Genomic DNA, 19702 nt, shown 5'->3' with positions numbered 1-19702 from the left:
GGCGTGCCGGTCGCCCTGGTCGCGGGCCGCATCGCGGCGGACGCCGACACCTCGGGCTTCGCCGCGACCGCGTCGCTCACGCAGCTCGCAGGCTCGGGCGAGGCAGCAATGGCCCAGACCGCGCGGTGGCTCGAGGAGGCCGGGGCTCAGCTCGCGCGCGAGCTCGATCCCCGCTGACCCCGGCCGCACACGACCAAGAGTTCGGCCCGACCCCCGGTCGTTGAGCGAGCGAGGTACGAGCGAGTCGAAACGCCCCGAACCTGCCGCACAGCCCGGGCCCTCGACGGGGTGGCCAGGGTCCGGTCGTTGAGCGAGCGAGGTACGAGCGAGTCGAAACGCCCCGTGCTCGCCGCACAACCCGTGACCCGGAACCGCGTCAGCGGCCGGTGTGGAGCACGCCGTTCCGGCGGTGCGGCAGGCGCGTCAGCGACTCGTCGCGCAGAGCCTCGGGGAGGAGCGCCTCGGGGGCGTCCTGGAACACGACCGGCCGCAGGAACCGGCGGATCGCGGTCGCGCCGACAGAGGTGTGCAGCGACGTCGTCGCGGGCCATGGCCCGCCGTGGTGCTGCGACCAGGTCACCGCGACGCCCGTCGGCCAGCCGGCGAACAGCACGCGCCCGGCCTTGCGGGTGAGCACCTCGAGCACCGCCGCGACGTGGTCGCCGGACTCGGAGTGCAGCGTCGCGGTGAGCGAGCCCGGCACGGCCTCGAGCGCGGCGTGCAGCTCCTCGTCCGAGGAGTAGCGCACCAGCAGCGTCACGGGGCCGAAGCACTCCTCGAGCAGCGTCTCGGGGCGCGCGGCGACGGCCACGGCATCCGTCGAGAGCACGACCGGCTGCGCCGACCCCGGCTCGGCCGGAAGGCCCTGGGCGACCACCGACACCGACGGGTCGGCCTCGAGGTGGTCGATGCCCGACGGAAACGCCGCGGTGATGCGGTCGGTGAGCAGGGGGCCGCCCGCGGCACCGGTCGCGAAGCCGCCGACGAGGGCTTCGAACCCGGCGCCCTCAGGCACGAACACGACGCCGGGCTTCGTGCAGAACTGGCCGACGCCGAGCGTGAACGAGCCGACGAGGCCCTGCGCGAGCGCCTCGCCGCGCGCCGCGACGGCGGCCCGCGTGATGACGACGGGGTTCACCGAGCCGAGCTCGCCGTAGAACGGGATCGGATCGGGACGCCCCGATGCCAGGTCGAACAGGGCGCGGCCGCCGCCGAGCGAGCCGGTGAAGCCCGCGGCCTGGATGGACGGATGCTGCACCAGCGCGTTGCCCGCCTCGCGGCCTTCGACGAGCGCGAGGGAGCCCTCCGGCGCGCCGGCCTCGACGAGAGCGGTGGCGACGATGGCCGCCGTCCGCTCCGACAGGCGGGGGTGGCCCGAGTGCGCCTTGACGATGACCGGGTTGCCGGCAGCGAGGGCCGACGCGGTGTCGCCGCCGGCGACCGAGAACGCGAACGGGAAGTTCGACGCCGAGAAGACTGCGACGGGGCCGACGCCGGTCAGCATGCGGCGCAGCTCGGGGCGGGGCGGGGTCGCCGACGGGTCGGCGTCATCGACCGTGAGCTCCAGGTACGAGCCCTCCTCGACGACGGTCGCGAACAGGCGCAGCTGCCCGGTGGTGCGTCCGACCTCGCCGCGCAGGCGGGTCTCGCCCAGGCGGGTCTCCCCGTCGGCGATCTCGACGAGCTCGTCGATGTTCGCGTCGAGCGCGTCGGCGGCGGCGCGCAGCCACGACGCCCGGGTCGCAGCATCCGTCGCCCGCCAGATCGGTGCCGCCGCGGCGGCGGCCTGCGCGAGGGCGTCGAGTTCGGTCGTGCTCGTCGTGGTGGTGGTGGTCATGAGGGTGAACCTTCCCGATGAGGATTCGATGTCAACAGAAGCGGAGGCCGAGGCCCGCGTGCGGGACCTCGGTGAGGGTGCCGTCGTCGATGCGCACGGGCGACGGGTCGCGAAGGGCGCCGAGGGCGCCGAAGCCGGCGTCCTCCACATCCTCCGCCATGGGCTCGGGCACTCCCGGCACAGCGCGCAGACCGAGGGCGAGCTGGCCAGAGAGTTCGGGCAGCAGGTGCGGGTGCACGGCGGCGCCGTAGACGCCCGCGATGGCCGCGATCCCGAGGAACGGGGTGATGCCGCCGACGCGGACGATGTTCGGCTGCACGATCTGCGCGGCGCCGGTGCGGAGGAAGTCGTCGAACCGGTACACATTGTGCAGGTTCTCTCCGACCGCGATCGGGATGCCGCTCGACGCGCTCAGGCGCTTGGACAGCTCGTAATGGCCGTACAGGTCGTCTGCGCGCAGCGGCTCCTCGATCCAGGCCGGCGAGACCTCCGCGAGCACCTCGAGCGAACGCGTCGCGCGATCGAGGTCCCACCGCTGGTTCGCATCGATCATGAGCTGCCGGTCGGGCCCGAGAACCTCGCGCACGGCCTTCATGCGGTCGAGGTCTTCCGCGACGTCGGGCTTTCCGACCTTCACCTTCACGGCGTCGAAGCCCGCGTCGACCCAGCGGCGCACCTGCGCCACCAGCTCCGCGGTCGAGTAGTGCAGGTTCACGCCCGACCCGTACGCGCGCACGCTCTCGCGCTGCGGACCGAGCCACTGCGCCACCGACCTCTCGTCGGCGCGGGCCGCGGCATCCCACAGTGCCAGGTCGAGCCCGGCCATCGCGATGGTCGTGATCCCGCCGCCACCCGCCTCATGGAGGTGCTCCCAGAGCGGCAGCCACCCTTCGCCCGGCTCGGCCGAGCGCCCGATAGCCCACGCCGTGATGTCGTGTGCGAGCAGGGCGTGCACCGCTTCGGCGCCGATCTGCGGCGTCCACGAGAAGCCCCAGCCCTCGGCGCCGTCCGAGCGCACGACATGGGTGGCCACGACGCCCACCGACGTCACATCGGCCGCCCACGGCCGCGTCAGCGGCACGCGCACGAGGCGCGCGTCGAACGAGGCGATCGTGGTGCGGGGCGAGGCCGCCGTCGAGGGCGAGGCGGAGGTCACAGGAGTGCTCGCCCCGCCTCGAGGATCTCGGCCAGGCGGGCCTCCTGCGCCGGGGTCGGGTCGACGAGGGGTGCGCGCACCGATCCGACGGGCAGGCCGCCCAGGCGAAGGCCGGTCTTGATGAGCGAGACGCCGAAGCCGGGGGTCTCGTCGCGCAGCGCGACCAGCGGCGAGTAGAAGCCGTCGAGCAGTTCGGCGCGGCGCACCTCGTCGCCGTCGACGTACGCGCGGTAGTACGCGTTCGCGACCTCCGGGATCATGGCGAACGCCGCCGACGAGTACAGCGGGATGCCGATGCCGCGGTACGCCCCCTGGGTGAGCTCCGCCGTGAGCAGGCCGTTGAAGAACGCGAAGTCCTCGCGTCCCTCGGCCGCGACCGCGCGCACGATCTGCTGCGCGAGGCCGACGTCGCCGACGCCGTCCTTGAAGCCCACGACCTTGGGGTTCTGCGCCAGGCGGCGCACCGAGTCGACGGAGTACTGCGCGGTGCCGCGGTGGTAGATGACGACGGGAAGATCGGATGCTGCCGCCACCGCCTCGACGTAGGCCACGAGCCCTGACTGCGGACCGCCGACGAGGTACGGCGGCAGCACGAGCAGCGCGTCGGCTCCGGCGTCGGCGGCAGCACGCGCAAGGGTCGTCGCGTGGCCGAGCGGACCGCCGGTGCCGGCGACGACCGGCACGCGGCCGGCCACGGTCTCGGTCGCGATCTGCACGACGCGCGTCGCCTCGTCGGTCGACAGGGCGTGGAACTCGCCCGTGCCGCACGCGGGGAAGACGCCGCCGGGGGAGTGCGCGAGGGTCGTGTCGAGGTGCTGCCGCAGCAGGCCTTCGTCGACGCGGCCGTCGGCGTCGAACGGGGTGACGGGGAAGAAGAGGATGCCGTCGAAGTTCACGCCAGCACGTCCTTTCGGGCGGAGTCGGTGGTGGGGGCGGAGTCGAAGCCGATCGTGCTCGCGGGGCCGGCGGCGGGCTCACCGAGCTCGCCGCGCCAGGTGTGGGCCGGGCGCCAGCCCAGCACGCGCCGGGCCTTCGCGTTCGAGAACGCGGGCGTCGTGCCGGTGAGCTCCGCCGCGAGCTCGTCCGAGCCGGGCACGAACTGCGGCAGCAGCTCGGCGAGCGGACGGCGGGCGAGCGCGTCGTCGGCGCCGACGAAGAACACCTCGGCGTTCGGGATCTCGGGGAGTGCGACCAGCAGGGTGTCGACGAAGGTGGCGACGTCGCGCGCGTCGACGTAGTTGAAGAGCGCGGGCGCCGACAGCGCGGGGTCGGCGAGACGCTCGCGCACCGTGTGGCCCTGCTGCGTGAGTGCGCCCTGCCACTCCTCGGGGGCGATGACGTAGCACGGCCGGAACGCCGCGAACCGGGTGGCATCGCCGGTCTGGCGCGCCAGCATCGCGATCGTCTGCTCGGCGAGGTGCTTCGACAGCGCGTACGCGTTCCACGGCTTCGGTGTCGTCTCCTCGTCGAGGGGGAACCGATCGGGGAGCCAGCCCGTGGGGGAGTTGTACCCGAGAACGGTCGGGCTCGACGCCGTCACGATCTTCGGGATGCCCGCGGCCACACCGGCCGACATCACGTTGAGCGCCATCGTCGCGTTCGTGCGGAGGATGACGTCCTCGGGCGCGCTGAACGGCACGGCGATCGCGGCGAGATGGATGAGCGCGTCGGCCCGGGTGCCGTCGATCGCGCGGGTGGCGGCATCCGTGTCCGTCAGATCCACGGCGATCTGCTCGAGGCCCTGAAGCTCACTCGCTTCGGACACCTCGCGGTCGAGCGAGACCAGTTCGTGCCCGGCCGCGGCGAGTCCCGCGACGAGGCTGCGGCCGAGGCGCCCCGCGCCGCCGGTGACGGCGATGCGCGTCATGACCGGACGGCCTCGGCGCGCGCCGCGTCGCTCGCGAGGAAGCGGACGCCGAGGTCGGCGACCTGCACCGGGAGGCCGGTCTCGAGGGAGCGGTTGCCGGCGATGCCGACCGCGATGGAGCGGACGCCGTCGCGCCAGTCGGCGGGGCGGGCGAGCGGGTCGTCGCCGGGGCCTTCGAACACGTCGGCGAGCAGGAGGGCGTCGCCGCCGCCGTGGCCGTCGCTGTTGCCCGCGAGCGGCACCTCGTAGGCGGCCTCCCAGTGGCGCTGCACGATGAGGCGTTCGCCCTCGGGGCGGAGCGACCCGGTCGTGCCCGCGCTGCTGGCGGACGGGTCGAGCACCGGGTGCAGGCCCTCGTCGGCCAGGACGGCGCCGCGTTCGACGACCTCGAGCTCGGCCCGGCCGAGCGTGCCGTTGACCGCGACCCGGTAGCCCTCCCAGGGCGAGTGGGCGTTCAGCGAATAGGAGAGCGTCGCGCCGGAGGCGTAGTCGACCACGAGGGCGAGGTTGTCCTCGATGGTGATGCCCTCGCCGAACACGTCGCGGTCGCGCAGGTATCCGTCGTGCTGCTCGGCGTCGAGGTACAGAGCCTTGAGGCGCTCGTCGTCGCGGAGGTCGAGCTCGAAGGCATCGCCGCCGTCGTGCGTGCCGCGGGCAGGACGGTCGCCGAGGCCGCGGGCGGCGGCGTTGTCGGCGCCGTAGAACCGCAGCGCACCCGACGCGTAGACGCGGCGCGGTGCGGAGCGGATCCACCAGTTCACGAGGTCGAAGTGGTGGCTGGCCTTGTGCACCAGCAGTCCGCCCGAGTGCTCCTTCTCGCGGTGCCAGCGGCGGAAGTAGTCCGCGCCGTGCTTGGTGTCGAGCACCCACGAGAAGTCGACCGAGGTGACCTCGCCGATGGTGCCGTCCTGGATGACCTGACGCAGCGCCGAGTTGCGGGGCGAGTAGCGGTAGTTGAACGTGATGACGACCTGCCGGCCGGTGCGGTCGATAGCGTCCTCGATCGCCGCGGCACTCGGCCCGTCGATGGTCAGCGGCTTCTCGACGACGACGTCGGCGCCCGCATCGAGCGCCCGCACGATGAGCGGGGCGTGCAGGTCGTCGCGGGCGCAGATGACCACGCGGTCCACCTGCTGCTCGCGGACCATCGTCTCGAGGTCGTCGGGCGCGTAGACCGCGGGAGCGGCGAAGCCGGCGTCGACGACCCGATCGACGTAGTACTGCGCGCGCACCGGGTTCGGCTCGCAGATCGCGACCAGGGCGGCGTCGTCTGCGTACCGTCCGATGATCGCGTCGACGTACATCTGGGCGCGGTGTCCCGCACCGACGAGGGCGTACCGGCGGTGGCTCATCTCACTCCTTCAGGAAACGTTTTCTCAGACTATCACGCGGCAGGTGGGAAAGCGCTCGCCGCAGTTGATCAGGCCGCAGGGCCCGTCGTGCCGCGGACGGTCAGCTCGGGGAGGACGGTCAGCGGATGCCCCGGCTCCGCGCCCTCGAGCAGCTCGCGCATGCGCGCCCAGGCCTGCACGCCGAGCTCCGTCGCGGGCACCGCCGCCGTCGTCAGCGGGGGAGTCGTGTACCGGGCGAAGGGGATGTCGTCGAACCCCACGATGGAGAGGTCCTCGGGTACGCGGCATCCGCTCGCCTGCACGGCGCTCAAGAGGCCCATCGCGACGAGGTCGTTGAAGGCGAGCGCGGCCGTGGCCCCCGACTTCAGCACGGCGGCACCTGCGGCGGCACCCGCCTCGAAGTCGACGCCGCACGGGATCTCGGTGACGTGCGTCTCGGGATGCTCGGCGGCGAACGACGCGATCGCCTCGAGGCGCGCGGTGTTGGCCACGCTGCCCGGTGCGCCGGCGAGGAAGACGATGCGCCGGTGCCCGAGCCCGTGGAGGTGGGCGAGCTCGGCGGCCAGCGCCGTGCGGTAGTCGGCGCGCACGTGCGGCACGTCGCCCGCGGCGCGATTGATGAGCACGACCGGCCGCAGCCCGCCGACGAGCCGGTCGAGCTCGTCCTGCGGCAGGCGCGGCGCGCAGAGGATCACGCCGTCGGTGCGCCGCCGTGTCGTACCTGCGAGCACGCGCTCCTCTTCGACGGACTCCGCCGAGTCGGCGACGAGGACGTGGTAGTCGTCGGCCGCGGCGGCGTGGCTGAGTCCCCGCAGGATCGCCTGGAACGTCGGGTTGCCGAGATCGGGGACGACCACCGCGACGGTCTGCGTGCGACCCAGCACGAGGCTGCGCGCGACCGGGCTCGCGGTGTAGTCGAGCTCCGCGGCGGCGGCCTTCACGCGTTCGGCGAGCGCCGGGTCGACGGTGGGGTTGCCGTTGAGCGCGCGCGACACCGTCGACAGCGACACCCCCGCTCTGGCGGCGACGTCGGCGATGGTCGCGCGCGTCGAGCGATCGGCGCGGGGTGGTCGAGGCATCCGTGTCTCCCTGGGTCTCGGCGCGCTCAGCCTACCCGGAAGCGTTTCCTCACCCGGCCATATCGCCGCCGGTGACGGCCTTCGTGCCTGTCAGCCGCGGGGCGGCGTGCTGCCCCGCACGATCACCTCGAGCGGCAGCTGCGGCTCGGCCGCCTCCCACTCCGGGTCGGTGGCGGCCTGCAGGGCGCGGTAGCCGAGATCCTCGAGGGGCACGCGCACGGTCGTGAGACCGGGACGGATGTCGCGGCCCGTGGCGATGTCGTCGAAACCCGCGACTGCGATGTCGGCGCCGACCTGGCGCCCGGCGTCGCGCACGGCCGACATGATGCCGATCGCGACGACGTCGCTGATGCCGAAGATCAGGGTGCCCGCGGGCACGTCGCCTTCGAGCAGCTCCGACGCGGCCGTATAGCCGGCGTCGCGCGTGAACCCGGTGCGCCGTACCTCGCGGACGCTTCCGCCCGCGGCCGTGAAGCCCTCGGTGAAGCCTTCGAGGCGGTCATCGGACGTGCGGATGCCCTCGGATGCCGCGACCACGATCGCGTCGCGATAGCCCAGCCGCGCGAGCTCGGCGCCCAATGCCGCCGAGCCCCCGCGGTTGTCGACCGCGACCGAACGGGCGGTGCCGCCGCCAGGGCCGACGACGACCACGCGGCCGCCCATGTTCGAGAACGCCTCGAGCTCGCCCTGCAGCCCGACGGCGTCGGGGCCCTCGACGCGGGAGGCCGCGAGGATCAGGCCGCGCGGTCGTTGGCCGCGCAGGGCCCGCACCAGCTTGACCTCGCGCTGCGGATCGCGCTCGGTGATCGCGATCGTGACGACGAGGCCGGCCTCGTCGGCGCCGCGCGCGACGCCGGAGGCGAGTTGACCGAAATAGGGGTCGGCGATGTCGGCGACCAGGAGCGCGACGATGGCGGCGGTGCCTCGCGCGGTGGCCTGGGCGGAGAGATTGGCCGTGTAGCCGAGCTTCTCGGCGGCGGTCTCGACGCGCTCGCGGTAGCTCTCGGCCACCTTTCGCGTCGAGCCGTTGAGCACCCGTGACGCGGTCGCGAGCGAGACCCCGGCCTCGCGCGCGACATCGTGAAGGGTGGCGGCGCCTCGGGTAGGCGCGATGATGTCGCTCACAGGCCAGAGTCTAGAGCCTGTGTCCGGTTCCGGCGATAGATTGGGAAGCGATTTCCCCCCTCCTTTTCCCCAGTTGAGGACCGACATGCCCCGCACTGCAATGCCGCAGTTCGCCTCCGCCTCCGAGGTGCGCCTCGCCGGCGCCGATCTCGACGCGCAGCGCACCGTCGCCGCGACGCTCCAGCGGCTCGACCCCGAGCGGCTTCTCGCGCCCTTCCGTCGCGAGGCCGGGCTCCCCGCGCGGGCCGAGAACTACGGCGGGTGGGAGTCCGACGGCCTCGACGGCCACACGGCCGGGCACGTGCTGTCGGCGGCGAGCACGCTGGCCGCTGCGGGGGACGCGGGTGCGGCGGCTCTCGCGCAGACGCTGGTGCGCGGCATCCGGGAATGCCAGCTCGCGAAGGGATCGGGCTATGTGGGTGGCGTGCCCGACGGTGAGGCCCTGTGGGACGAACTGCGCGCGGGGCGCGTCGAGGTGGGGGCGTTCCACCTCAACGGCCGGTGGGTGCCGCTGTACAACCTGCACAAGATCCTCGCGGGGCTCGTCGACGCCGTCGAGCTGACCGGCGACCCGACCGCGCGCGAGACGCTCGAGCACCTGGGCGCCTGGTGGCTGCGCACTGCGGGCGACCTCGACGACGAGGCGTTCGCGCGCATCCTCGAGTGCGAGTTCGGCGGCATGACCGAGGCGTTCGCGCGACTGGCGCTGGTGCTGCAGGATGCTGCGTACCTGCGGCTCGCGCGCCGGTTCGCGCGGCGCGGGCTCGTGGAGCCGCTCGCGGCCGGCCGCGACGAGCTCGACGGACTGCACGCCAACACCCAGATCCCGGTGGTCGTGGGCTTCGCGACCATCGAGCGTGCGGCGCGCACGCTTGCGCCCGAGCTGCTGCCCGACATCGAGGCCCGCGAGGGCGCCGCCGCGCGCGTGTTCTTCGACCGGGTCGCGCGCCACCGCAGCGCTGCGATCGGCGGCGACAGCGTGCGCGAGCACTTCCCGCAGGGCTTCGCGAGCATGTTCATCGCCCGTGAGGGCCCCGAGACCTGCAACACGCACAACATGGTCAAGCTCGCGGCCGAGCTGCACCACCTCACCGGCGACGACGCCTACCTGCTGTGGGCCGAGCGGGCCCGGGCCAACCACCTGCGTTCCGCGCAGCATCCCGGCCACGGCGGACTCGTGTACTTCACGCCGCAGCGGCCCGCGCACTACCGCGTCTACTCGCCAGAGGCCGAGGGCTTCTGGTGCTGCATGGGATCGGGCTTCGAGGCACAGGCGCGCCACGGCGCGCTCGTGTTCTCCGTCGCCGGCTCCGAGGTGAACGTGAACGCCCTCGTGCCGTCACGGCTCGAGACCGACGGCCTCGAGGTCGCGATCGAGGTCGACGACAGTTCCGATCCCGCCGTCGTGCACGCCGCCCTCGAGGTCCGCACCGAGCGGCCGACGCACCTCGCCGTGCTCGTTCCCGACTGGGCCGGCGACGTCGGGGTCCGCACCGACGGCGCCGCGACGACGGATGCTGCGACCGCCGCGTCGGGGACGCGCCTGCGCGTCGACCTCGGCGCCGGTGCGTCGGTCGTGCGCCTCGCGCTGCCCCGCAGGCTCCGGTTCGAGCGCCCGGCCGACGGCTCGCCCTGGGCGTGGATCGTAGACGGACCCGACGTGCTGGCGCAGCGCGTGCCCGATGACACGGTCGCGTACCGCGGCTCGGGCGCCCGCATGGGGCACATCGCCGTCGGCGCGCTGCGCCCGCTCGCCGAGACGCCGGTGCTCGCGGCCGACTCCTTGGAGCACAGCGTCCGACTCGGGGGCGGCCGGCTGCGGGTGCCCACCGCCGACGGCGGCAGTGTCGACCTCGAGCCGTTCGCCGGGATCCACGACGCGCGCTACACGCTGTCGTGGCCACTCGCCGAGGGGACCGATGCGGGATCCGTCGCCGCCCGCCGCGCGGCGCTCGAGCGGATCGACGCCGCGTCGCTCGGCCTCGAGGCCCGCACGCGCGACCTCGTGACGTTCGGCGAACAGCAGCCCGAGTCCGATCACGCACTGACCGCATCAGACGAGGAGATCGGCGTCGACGGCGACGCCCGCTGGCGCCGCACACGGGGCGTGATCACGCTGACGCTCCGCGACTGGAGCGGCACCGCCGAGACGTTGCGTGTCTCGTGGCTGGGCGGCGACGACGACGCGCACCTGCGGATCACCGTCGGCGCAGCCGTGGTCCTCGACGAGCCGGTGCCCGCAGGGTCCGGTGAGGGGACCCGCGAGGTGCCGCTCGGCGCTGCGACCGGCACGGTGGAGCTTCCCGTGCGCCTCGAGGCCGCGGGCTCGGTGACGCCCCGCCTGCGCGAGCTCCGGCTGCTGTCGGCGGCATCCGACCGCTGATCCCGACACACCCTGTTCCGCAGTCTCGTTCGGTGACTTCGCTCGTCGCGGATTCGCCGAACGAGACTGCGGAACAGGGGTGGGCGGTGATGACGAAGCGCCCGCGGGGACGCCGGTGGGTCGGCGTGCCCGCGGGCGCTTGTGAGCTCGCGGAAGCGCCGTCAGCCCGCTACGCGGGCGCGGAGGGAGGGCGAGACGGATGCTGCGAACCCGGCGGCCGTGCGCTGCACGGCGATGAGCGGGTCGGTGGCCCAGATCTCCGCGTTGAAGATCTCGACCTCGATGTCGCGGTCGTAGCCGGTCGCCTCGACGGCGGCGGTCAGCGAGCCGAGGTCGATGACGCCGTCGCCCGGGTAGTGGCGGCCGAGTAGCACGTCCGCGGGGAGGGGCGTCTTCCAGTCGCACACCTGGTACGTCGCGATGCGGCCCTCGCGGCCCGCACGCTCGATCGAGGCCAGCACGTCGGGATCCCACCAGATGTGGAACGTGTCGACGGTGGCGCCCACGACGGCCGGATCGAAGTCCGCGGCGATGTCGAGCGCCTGCCCGAGCGTCGAGATGACGCAGCGGTCGGAGGCGTACATCGGATGCAGCGGCTCGATGGCGAGCGTGACGCCCGCGGCCGCAGCATCCGGTGCCAGCTCGCCGATGGCGTCGCGCACCCGCTCGCGCGCGCCCACGAGGTCACGGGACCCCTCGGGCAGGCCGCCGGCGACGAGCACGAGGATCGCGGTGGACCCCTCGGCGCCCGCCGCAGCGAGCGTCGCGGCCTCTTCGATCGCGACGCGGTTGTCGTCGATCGACGCGCGGCGCGCGGGGCCTTCCGGCATCGTGAAGAAGCCCGAGCGGCAGTGCGTCGTGAAGCGCAGGCCCGAGTCGGTCAGCATCGAGGCCGCGGTCCTGAGGCCGACCTCCTGCACCGGCTCGCGCCACAGGCCGATTGCCTGCACACCCGCCTCAGCGGTCACGCGCAGGGCGGTCGCGAGGTCGGCGTGCTTGATGGTGGCCTGGTTGATCGACAGGCGGGGGTCGGGGGCGTTCATGCGCGGCCCTCCTTCAGGCGTGCTCCGAGTGTGGCCGCCGACGCGCCAGCAGGCGACCACACTCGGAAGGCGATGGCGGTGGCCGCGCTCACGCGATCACCCCGGGAACATCGATGCCGTTGTGGCGCAGCATCCCGTGCCAGCGGATCGCCGCGAGCTCGGGACGCTCGAGGGCGAGCGACGAGTTCGCGAGTTCGACGATGCGCGACAGGTGCGGAAGGCTCCGCGCCGAGTGCAGCCCGCCGACCATCTGGAACGCCGGCTGGTGGCCGTTCAGCCACGACAGGAAGGCGACGCCGGTCTTGTAGTAGAAGGTCGGCGCGGCGAACACCTGCCGGCTGAGCTCCTCGGTCGGGCCGAGGATCTCGAGGTACCGGGCGGGATCGCCGGCGTCGAGCGCCTGGATCGCGGCCGATGCGACCGGCGTGATCGCCGCGAACGCGCCGAGGAGGGCATCGGAGTGCTGACGCGGGCTCTCGGGGTTGCGCTCCGGCTGCGTCGCGTCGGGCACGTCCTGGCCGCCGATGAGGCCGACGTAGTTGAAGTCGTCGCCGGTGAACATGCGCACGCCCTCGGGCAGGCGCTCGCGCACCGACACCTCGGAGGCCGCGTCGAGCAGGCTCATCTTGACGCCCGCGACCTTGTCGACGTTCTCCTCGATGATCTCGAGGAGGACCGCGGACGCCTCGCGCCAGTCGGCCGAGCCGAAATAGCCCTCGAGCGCCGGGTCGAACGCGGTGCCCAGCCAGTGGAGCACGACCGGCACGGTCGCCGACTGCAGCACCTCGCGGTAGACGTGGCGGTAGTCGTCGGCCGACTGTGCGACGCGCGCCAGGTGGCGCGACGCCATGAGAACGGGGCCCGCGCCCTGCTCCTCGGTGAAGTGGAGCTGCTCCTTGTAGGCGTCTGAGACCAGCTGCAGCGAGATGCGCTCGGCCTCGACGTGATCGGTGTTGACCCCGACCACGACCGACCCGCCCTCTTCGCGGGCGACCTCGGCCGATCGCGCGATGAGGTCGCGCGTCGCGGCGGCGTCGAGGCCCATGTTGCGCTGCGCCGTGTCCATGGCGTCGGCGACGCCCAGACCCCACGAGTACACCGCGCGGCGGAAGTCCAGCGTCGCGTCCCAGTCGACCTCGGCCGGCTGACCGGGGGTGTTGTCAGCCCAGGTCTTCGGCACGACGTGCGCGGCGGCATACGCCACGCGGCTCTGCAGCGGACCCTCGGGCTTGGTGTAGCCCGGCGACTCGTTCAGCTCGACGGGGGTCAGGGCTCCGGCCTCGGAGAGAAGTGTGAGCTTCGGCATCCGTCGTCCGATCAGTCCAGCGACAGCGTGGGCAGCTCGACCTTGCGGCCCTCGCGGCTCGACCGCAGGCCGGCTTCGGCGAGCAGCACACCGCGCGCGCCCGACAGCAGGTCGAACTCGTACTCGGTGCCCTCGACATACGAGACGAGGAACTCCTCCCACTGCTGGCGGAAGCCGTTCTGGAACACGTCGTTCACGGGGACCTCGGCCCAGTCGGCGTCGTAGTCGTGGTCGTCGGCGAGGTCGGGGTTCCAGACCGGCTTCGGGGTGGCGTTGCGGTGCTGGATCTTCGCGCCGAACAGGCCCACGACGGCCGAGCCGTGCGTGCCGTCGACATGGAACTCGACGAGCTCGTCGCGGTTCACGCGCACGGTCCACGACGAGTTGATCTGCGCGACGATGTCGCCCTCGAGCTCGAAGATGCCGTAGGCGGCGTCCTCGGCGGTGGCGGTGTAGTGCTCGCCCTTCTCGTCCCAGCGGTCAGCGATGTGCACGGCGGCCTGCGCGTAGACCGTCTTGACCTCGCCGAACAGGTTCTCGAGCACGTAGTTCCAGTGCGGGAACATGTCGACGATGATGCCGCCGCCGTCCTCGGCGCGGTAGTTCCACGAGGGGCGCTGCGCGGGCTGCCAGTCGCCCTCGAAGACCCAGTAGCCGAACTCGCCGCGCACCGAGAGGATGCGGCCGAAGAAGCCCGAGTCGATGAGGCGCTTGAGCTTCTGCAGGCCCGGGAGGTACAGCTTGTCGTGCACGACGCCCGTCTTGACGCCCGCCTCCTGCGCGAGCTTCGCGAGCTCGAGGGCCTCGTCGACCGTCTCAGCGGTGGGCTTCTCGGTGTAGATCGTCTTGCCGGCGGCGATCGCCTTGCGCAGAGCCGAGGCGCGGGCCTTCGTCACGAGGAAGTCGGCGTAGATCTCCCACCGCGGGTCGGCGAGGGCGGCGTCGAGGTCGGTCGTGTAGTCCTCGATGCCGTGCTTGGCGGCGAGCTCGGCGAGCTTGGCCTCGCTGCGGCCGACGAGGAGCGGCTTCACGGTGACCTTGGTGCCGTCGGGCAGCTCGATGCCGCCCTGCTCGCGGATCGCGAGGATCGAGCGCACCAGGTGCTGGCGGTAGCCCATGCGGCCCGAGACGCCGTTCATGATGATGCCGATCTCACGCACGGCGGGACGGACGGATGCCTCGGCCGAGGCCGGGGCGAGAGTCGTGTCAGTCATGGGGTCCTGCTTTCTGCTCTGAAGGCTGTGGGTACCCGGCTTCACGGTCGGGACCGGAAGGGAGCGGGTAAACGCTTTCCAATAGTGTGACACGGGATCGGACGCGGCGCAAGCGCTTTCCCAGCAGCATCCGATCACCGTCTGTTCAGGCGCGCAAGAGCACACATCCGTGGGGCTCGAGCGAGACCCGCAGGACCGAGCTGCCGGGTGCGACGCTGCGCGCGGCATCGGACTGCTCGTGCACGGCTTGGACGGGCCGGGATGCTGAGCTCCAGACGTCGACGACCGCCCTCGGCGCGGGACCCAGCCCGAGGGAGCGGGTGTCGAAAGGCACCTCGCGCGCCTCGTCGGCGGTGTTGAAGACGGCGACCCAGCGCGTGTCGCCGCGCTCGGCTGTCCAGATCACGAGGTCCCGCTCGCGCAGCAGCTCGCGGTTGCCCGTGGAGTCCCGCAGGATCTCGAGCACGTCGTCGTTCTGGAACAGTGCGATCGTCTCGGGCGTGCTCGTCGGCAGATCGCCGCCGATCATGAGCGGGGATCGCGCCATAACCCACAGCGTGACGAGGGTCCGGCGTTCGGCGAGCGTGAGCGCGCCCTCGCGCGGCTCGCCGCGCTCGGCGCGGACGCCGATGCGGCCGAGCGGCAGCATGTCGGCGTCGGGCCAGCCCTCGGGGCCGGCGAACGGCGCCCAGCGGGCCAGTCGTGCGAAGTTCGCTTCGACGTCCTCCCACCGGTCCCACAGGTCGTCGCAGATGCGCCACATCGTGGCGTTCTCGCGAAGGTGCTCGAGATGGGCGGCCGACAGGTCACGGCCCGGCGACAGCGACAACGCGATCTCGCGCGGCGCGGTCTCGATCGCGGTCGAGAGGGCCTCGATCTCGGCGGACTGGTACGGCCACAGCATGTCGTCGGCCTTGATGAAGTCGACGCCCCACAGCGCGTACTGGTCGGCGATCGAGTGGTAGTAGGCCGCCGCGCCGAGCATGCCGTGGTCGAGACCGACGTAGTGCGGGTTCCACTCGCAGGCGTTCGCCGGGTCGGCGATCCCGGCCGCGGTGGCCTCGACGCCCAGTACCGGCAGGTCGCGATCGACCGCGATCCGCGGGATGCCGCGCATGATGTGGATGCCGAACTTCAGTCCCAGCTCGTGGATGCGCTCGGCGAGCGGCCCGAAGCCCGCACCGCCCGCTGCCGAAGGGAAGCGCACCGGGTCCGGCTGGACGCGCCCGAACTCGTCGATCACCAGCGGTGCGGACTCGTTGTAGCCGTGCGACCGGGCAGTGGGGTCCGCCCAGTCGATGTCGACGACGATCGTGTCCCAGCCGTGGGGGAGCAGGTGCTCGGCCATGAACTCGGCATTGGCCAGCACCTCGGCCTCGGTCACGGTCGTGCCGTAGCAGTCCCAGCTGTTCCAGCCCATCGGCGGGGTGGCGGTCTTGCGCAGCGTCATCGCTGTCTCGTCTTCCTTGTCGTGGCGCTCAGCGGCTCTCGCACCAGAGAGCGCGCTGGTCGATGCGGGCATCGGCGAGCTCGCACAGCCCGTCGGTCGACGCCGCGAGGCGGGCGGCGGCGTCCGCCGGCAGATGCACGCCGGTGTCGCGGCGCAGGGGGAGGATGTGCAGCTCGACGTGGCTGTCGGGGCCGGCGCCGATGTCGCGGAGGTTCGCGACGAGCTCGGAGCCGTCCCAGAACCGGTCGGTCGCGGTCGCGCCGTCGACGCGCAGCTGCGCGATGTCGCCCGCCCAGCGCACGCGGAGCACGGCGTCGGCATCGAGGCCCTCGGGAATCTCGAGCCGGTACACCGCCGCGTGGGCGTCGAGCACCGTGTCGTCGGGCGCGGCCTGCCGGCCGTCGCGCGCGCCGTACTCCCCGGACGGAGAGGTCGCCTCGCGGAGGAGACGGAACGGGACGGAGGCTGTGACCGGGGTTCCGTCCAGATGCTCCCTGTCCGGCGCGCGCCAGGATCCGCCCACGTACTCCCGTACGTCGGGGGCGTCACCGCTCGTGCGCACCCGCACGCGGCCTGCGGCGTCCCACGTGAGCTCGTCCGATGAGACCAAGAGGCGTCGCCCGCCCGCCGCCGCGTCGACGACCCATACCCGCGAGGCCTCCGCGGCGGGAAGCACGAGCACGTCGAGCGCAGCGCCGTCGGCCCCTTCGACCCGCACCGGCGCGGCACCCGGCGTGGCGGCGTGGGCGGAGCCGTTGTGAGCGACCTCCACGGGGATGCCGGCGTCCTCGATGAGGACGAGCGTCGGCGGGGTGCCCGCCGACTCCGCCAGCACGGTGACGGCGGACGCCGTGGCCCAGTCGATCGTGACGCCGCCGACCTCGAGACCGAGCGGCCAGCGTGCGAGGGTGCCGGGCGGGATGTCGACCGGCGCACTCGGCAGCTCGATCGCGCCGCGGCTCGTGTCGACGCTGAGGCGTGCGCCGCGATACGCCGGCAGCGGCACATGCGGCTGGTGCCGGCCGATGAAGACGAACCCCGAGCCGTCGTCGGCGCGCACGGCCCAGCGAAGGGTCTCGGCGTCGTCGACGCCCGACGGTCGCACCTCGGGCAGATACGACGCCATCGGTGCGAGCCGCTCGCCGAACGCCTCGACGAACGCGTGCTGCAGGCGCAGGGCCGCATGGCTCGGCGCCGTGCGGCCGGACTCGCCGATCGGCGCGTGGAAGTCGTAGCTCAGCCGCGTCATGTCGTTGGGGTAGCCCGTGGCCTGCGTCTCCTCGAGACCCGGCCCGGGGTTCGTGCCCCCGGCGTACATGTAATAGCCCTGCCACGCCGAGCCGCTGCCGAGCTTGGCGTGCGCGACGGCGGCGATGTCGAGCGCGTCCAGGCGCGGTCGGCGGTGGTAGGCCGTGGCCATGCCCCCGCCGAGTTCGCACGTGGCGGCGGGGAACCACGGCGACAGCTCGGCGCGGTGGCCGGCCTCCTCGCCGCGCACGTCGGCGCCGATGCCGGGATCGTCCCAGGTGTCGGAGAAGAAGTAGTGCGCGCGGAACGTCGGGTCCCACGGCTCGCCGGGGTCGACCCAGAAGCCGTCGCCGTACCCGCCCCACAGTGGAAGGACCTCGGGGTCGGGCAGATCCGCGCCGCCCCACGCCGTCGCGGTCCACAGCGGCGCCGACAAACCGGCCTCGCGGGCCAGCCGCTTGAGGGTGACGAGGTGGCCGGGCTGGTCGTACAGCTCGTTGTCGAGCTGGATCCCGAGCACGGTGTCGGGCGTGCAGCGGCCGTCGAGCGCGGCCGCGAGCCGGCCGAACCACTGCGCAACCAGCTCGAGGTACGCAGCGTCGTCGGTGCGATGCTTCACGGGCAGCTGCTGCACCCAGTCGGGGAAGCCGCCGTTGCGCATCTCGCCGTGCGCCCACGGCCCGATCCGCAGGATGATCTCGAGGCCCTCGGCGCGCACGGCGTCGACGAAGGCCGCGACGTCGTAGCGCCCGTCGAAGCGGGTCTGACCGCGCTCCGGCTCGTGGTGCAGCCAGAACACGTAGGTCGACACGACCGAGATGCCGCCGGCGCGCATCAGCCGCAGCCGCTCGGTCCATCGCTCGCGCGGCACGCGCGTGTAGTGCAGCTCGCCCGACACCGGCAGCCACGGCCGGCCGTCACGCAGCAGCGCGCGGCTGGTGAGGGAGAGTCCCGGGCGCACGTCCTCCGTGTTGGCCATGGCAGGGAGCAGCGTTTCGCGGGGCTGTCCGGTCAGGTCGGCACGAAGCATCCGTGTCTCCGTGGAGAAGGTCGACGCGGCGCTCACGCGAGCCGGATCGCCGTCCACGACACGGCCGGCAGTGCCAGCGACAGCAGTTCGCCGTCGACGGATGCCTCGGCCTCGCGCACACCGACGCGCTCAGGGTCTTCGAGCGTGTTCGCCGCGTACAGGTCGTCCTCGTGCAGCAGGTGCGACTCGACGATCGCGACCTCGCGGCCGAGAGAGCGCACCAGCGGAGCGAGGTCGACGCGGAGGTCCGCGGCATCCGTCGTCGAACGGTTCACGACGAACAGCGACACGCCCTCGTCGTCGATCGTGGCGACGGCGTTCACCGACTCGACCTCGCCGAGCTTCTCGCTCGTGAACGAACCGGCCGACACCGGCACGCGCACAGCGCGGCCGTGGGCGAGGCGCGACGTGATCGAGAAGGGGAAGAACGTGGTCTGCCGCCACGCGGGGCCGCCCGGCTCGGTCATAATCGGGGCGATCACGTTGACGAGCTGCGCGAGCGATGCCGAGCGCACGCGGTCCGCGTGCTGCAGCAGCGTGATCATGAGGTCGCCGAACACCACGGCGTCGAGGGCGTGGTACTTGTCCTCGAGTAGCCGCGGCGCGACCGGCCAGGCGCCGCCCTTGAACTCGTGGCCCGACTCGCTGCCGTCGGCGTTGTGGAGGTACCAGACGTTCCACTCGTCGAACGAGATCATGATGCGCTTGTCGCTCTTCTTGGTCGCCGCGACCGTGTCGGCGATCGCTGCGACCGACTCGATGAAGCGCGCCATGTCGACGCCCGACGCGAGGAACTCCTGCGCGTTCCCGTCGTGCTCCTGGTAGTACGAGTGGCACGAGATGAACTCGACGTCGTCGAACGTGTGCTCGAGCACGGTGCGCTCCCACGACCCGAACGTCGGCATGCCGCGACCCGACGACCCGCAGGCCACGAGCTCGACACCCGGGTCGATCATGCGCATGGCCTTCGCGGTGCGCGACGCGAGCTTGCCGTAGTCCTCCGCATTGAGGTGCCCGACCTGCCACGGGCCGTCCATCTCGTTGCCGAGGCACCACATCTTCACGCCGAACGGCGTCTCGCGGCCGTTCTCGGCCCGCCGGTCGGTCCAGGCGGTCTGCGTGTCGGCGTTGGCGTACTCGAGCAGGTCGAGCGCCTCCTGCGTCCCGCGGGTGCCGAGGTTGACGGCGAGCATGAGCTCGCTCCCGACGCGGTCGAGCCACGTCTGGAACTCGTGCAGCCCGACCTCGTTGGTCTCGGTCGAGTGCCACGCGAGGTCGAGGCGGCGCGGGCGCTCGGCGACCGGGCCGACGCCGTCCTCCCAGCGGTAGCCCGACACGAAGTTGCCGCCGGGGTAGCGGATGGTCGAGACGCCCAGCTCCTTCACGAGCTCGATCACATCGGTGCGGAAGCCGTCGGCGTCGGCGGACGGGTGCCCCGGCTCGAAGATGCCGTCGTAGATGTGGCGGCCGAGGTGCTCGACGAACCCGCCGAACAGGCGGCGGTCGATGTCGGCGATCTCGTAGTGCGGGTCGAGCCGCGCGGTCGCGTCGGTCGAAGAGGTCATGGGTGCTCCTTCATCGGATCGGTCGGGACCCGGCGTGCGACAGCGCC

General features: G+C 72.6%; 14 protein-coding genes. 1 reads left to right on the top strand and 13 read right to left on the bottom strand.

The window, feature by feature from the left end; genetic code table 11:
* Positions 1-376 precede the first annotated feature (376 nt).
* From AC3A46_RS08895 to AC3A46_RS08865, 7 genes are all read right to left on the bottom strand, one after another.
* Entirely contained in the window at positions 377-1837 is a 1461-nt protein-coding gene (locus AC3A46_RS08895) for an aldehyde dehydrogenase (NADP(+)) (protein ID WP_487664840.1), read from the bottom strand.
* 31 nt (positions 1838-1868) lie between these two features.
* The gene (locus AC3A46_RS08890; protein WP_487664839.1) at positions 1869-2993 is read right to left on the bottom strand and encodes a mandelate racemase/muconate lactonizing enzyme family protein; all 1125 of its coding nucleotides are present in this window, start codon (positions 2991-2993) and stop codon (positions 1869-1871) included.
* The gene (locus AC3A46_RS08885) at positions 2990-3889 is read right to left on the bottom strand and encodes a 5-dehydro-4-deoxyglucarate dehydratase (RefSeq protein ID WP_487664838.1); all 900 of its coding nucleotides are present in this window, start codon (positions 3887-3889) and stop codon (positions 2990-2992) included. The genes AC3A46_RS08890 and AC3A46_RS08885 overlap by 4 nt, the downstream gene beginning before the upstream one ends.
* Positions 3886-4860: an NAD-dependent epimerase/dehydratase family protein gene (locus tag AC3A46_RS08880; protein WP_487664837.1), complete on the bottom strand. Its 975-nt coding sequence runs from the start codon at positions 4858-4860 to the stop codon at positions 3886-3888. The genes AC3A46_RS08885 and AC3A46_RS08880 overlap by 4 nt, the downstream gene beginning before the upstream one ends.
* A complete protein-coding gene (locus AC3A46_RS08875; protein WP_487664836.1) occupies positions 4857-6212 on the bottom strand; it encodes a Gfo/Idh/MocA family protein in 1356 nt (451 codons plus the stop codon). The genes AC3A46_RS08880 and AC3A46_RS08875 overlap by 4 nt, the downstream gene beginning before the upstream one ends.
* A gap of 68 nt (positions 6213-6280) precedes the next feature.
* Positions 6281-7291 carry a LacI family DNA-binding transcriptional regulator gene (locus tag AC3A46_RS08870; RefSeq protein WP_487664835.1) on the bottom strand — a complete coding sequence of 337 codons (1011 nt, stop codon included), beginning with the start codon at positions 7289-7291 and terminating at the stop codon, positions 6281-6283.
* A gap of 90 nt (positions 7292-7381) precedes the next feature.
* Positions 7382-8416 carry a LacI family DNA-binding transcriptional regulator gene (locus tag AC3A46_RS08865; protein ID WP_487664834.1) on the bottom strand — a complete coding sequence of 345 codons (1035 nt, stop codon included), beginning with the start codon at positions 8414-8416 and terminating at the stop codon, positions 7382-7384.
* An 85-nt stretch (positions 8417-8501) separates the two neighbouring features.
* Here AC3A46_RS08865 and AC3A46_RS08860 point away from each other — a divergent pair, with 85 nt between their 5' ends.
* Positions 8502-10799, top strand: coding sequence for a beta-L-arabinofuranosidase domain-containing protein (locus AC3A46_RS08860; RefSeq protein WP_487664833.1), 2298 nt, complete (start codon positions 8502-8504; stop codon positions 10797-10799).
* 161 nt (positions 10800-10960) lie between these two features.
* Here AC3A46_RS08860 and AC3A46_RS08855 read toward each other — a convergent pair whose 3' ends face one another.
* From AC3A46_RS08855 to arfA, 6 genes are all read right to left on the bottom strand, one after another.
* Entirely contained in the window at positions 10961-11842 is an 882-nt protein-coding gene (locus AC3A46_RS08855; protein ID WP_487664832.1) for a sugar phosphate isomerase/epimerase family protein, read from the bottom strand.
* An 88-nt stretch (positions 11843-11930) separates the two neighbouring features.
* On the bottom strand, positions 11931-13148 hold the full coding sequence (locus AC3A46_RS08850) for a dihydrodipicolinate synthase family protein (protein ID WP_487664831.1): 1218 nt from the start codon (positions 13146-13148) through the stop codon (positions 11931-11933).
* An 11-nt stretch (positions 13149-13159) separates the two neighbouring features.
* Complete coding sequence (locus tag AC3A46_RS08845) at positions 13160-14362, bottom strand: Gfo/Idh/MocA family protein (protein ID WP_487664830.1); 1203 nt, start codon at positions 14360-14362, stop codon at positions 13160-13162.
* 145 nt (positions 14363-14507) lie between these two features.
* A complete protein-coding gene (locus AC3A46_RS08840; protein ID WP_487664829.1) occupies positions 14508-15812 on the bottom strand; it encodes an alpha-galactosidase in 1305 nt (434 codons plus the stop codon).
* A 28-nt stretch (positions 15813-15840) separates the two neighbouring features.
* A complete protein-coding gene (locus AC3A46_RS08835; RefSeq protein ID WP_487664828.1) occupies positions 15841-18039 on the bottom strand; it encodes a beta-galactosidase in 2199 nt (732 codons plus the stop codon).
* Positions 18040-18122: 83 nt separating this feature from the next.
* A complete protein-coding gene (arfA, locus tag AC3A46_RS08830; protein WP_487664827.1) occupies positions 18123-19655 on the bottom strand; it encodes an arabinosylfuranosidase ArfA in 1533 nt (510 codons plus the stop codon).
* Positions 19656-19702 lie beyond the last annotated feature (47 nt).

The organism is Microbacterium sp. Soil_C_42 (genome assembly GCF_057656735.1).
Note: the sequence above shows the minus strand (reverse complement) of the source record. Positions and strands in the feature narration are given on the sequence as shown.

Bases quoted from the DNA above. Each gene is read 5' to 3' on its own strand.
- AC3A46_RS08895 (WP_487664840.1), bottom strand. From the start codon at position 1,837: ATGACCACCACCACCACGACGAGCACGACCGAACTCGACGCCCTCGCG.
- AC3A46_RS08880 (WP_487664837.1), bottom strand. From the start codon at position 4,860: ATGACGCGCATCGCCGTCACCGGCGGCGCGGGGCGCCTCGGCCGCAGC.
- AC3A46_RS08875 (WP_487664836.1), bottom strand. From the start codon at position 6,212: ATGAGCCACCGCCGGTACGCCCTCGTCGGTGCGGGACACCGCGCCCAG.
- AC3A46_RS08870 (WP_487664835.1), bottom strand. From the start codon at position 7,291: ATGCCTCGACCACCCCGCGCCGATCGCTCGACGCGCGCGACCATCGCC.
- AC3A46_RS08860 (WP_487664833.1), top strand. From the start codon at position 8,502: ATGCCCCGCACTGCAATGCCGCAGTTCGCCTCCGCCTCCGAGGTGCGC.
- AC3A46_RS08855 (WP_487664832.1), bottom strand. From the start codon at position 11,842: ATGAACGCCCCCGACCCCCGCCTGTCGATCAACCAGGCCACCATCAAG.
- AC3A46_RS08850 (WP_487664831.1), bottom strand. From the start codon at position 13,148: ATGCCGAAGCTCACACTTCTCTCCGAGGCCGGAGCCCTGACCCCCGTC.
- AC3A46_RS08845 (WP_487664830.1), bottom strand. From the start codon at position 14,362: ATGACTGACACGACTCTCGCCCCGGCCTCGGCCGAGGCATCCGTCCGT.
- AC3A46_RS08840 (WP_487664829.1), bottom strand. From the start codon at position 15,812: ATGACGCTGCGCAAGACCGCCACCCCGCCGATGGGCTGGAACAGCTGG.
- AC3A46_RS08835 (WP_487664828.1), bottom strand. From the start codon at position 18,039: ATGGCCAACACGGAGGACGTGCGCCCGGGACTCTCCCTCACCAGCCGC.
- arfA (WP_487664827.1), bottom strand. From the start codon at position 19,655: ATGACCTCTTCGACCGACGCGACCGCGCGGCTCGACCCGCACTACGAG.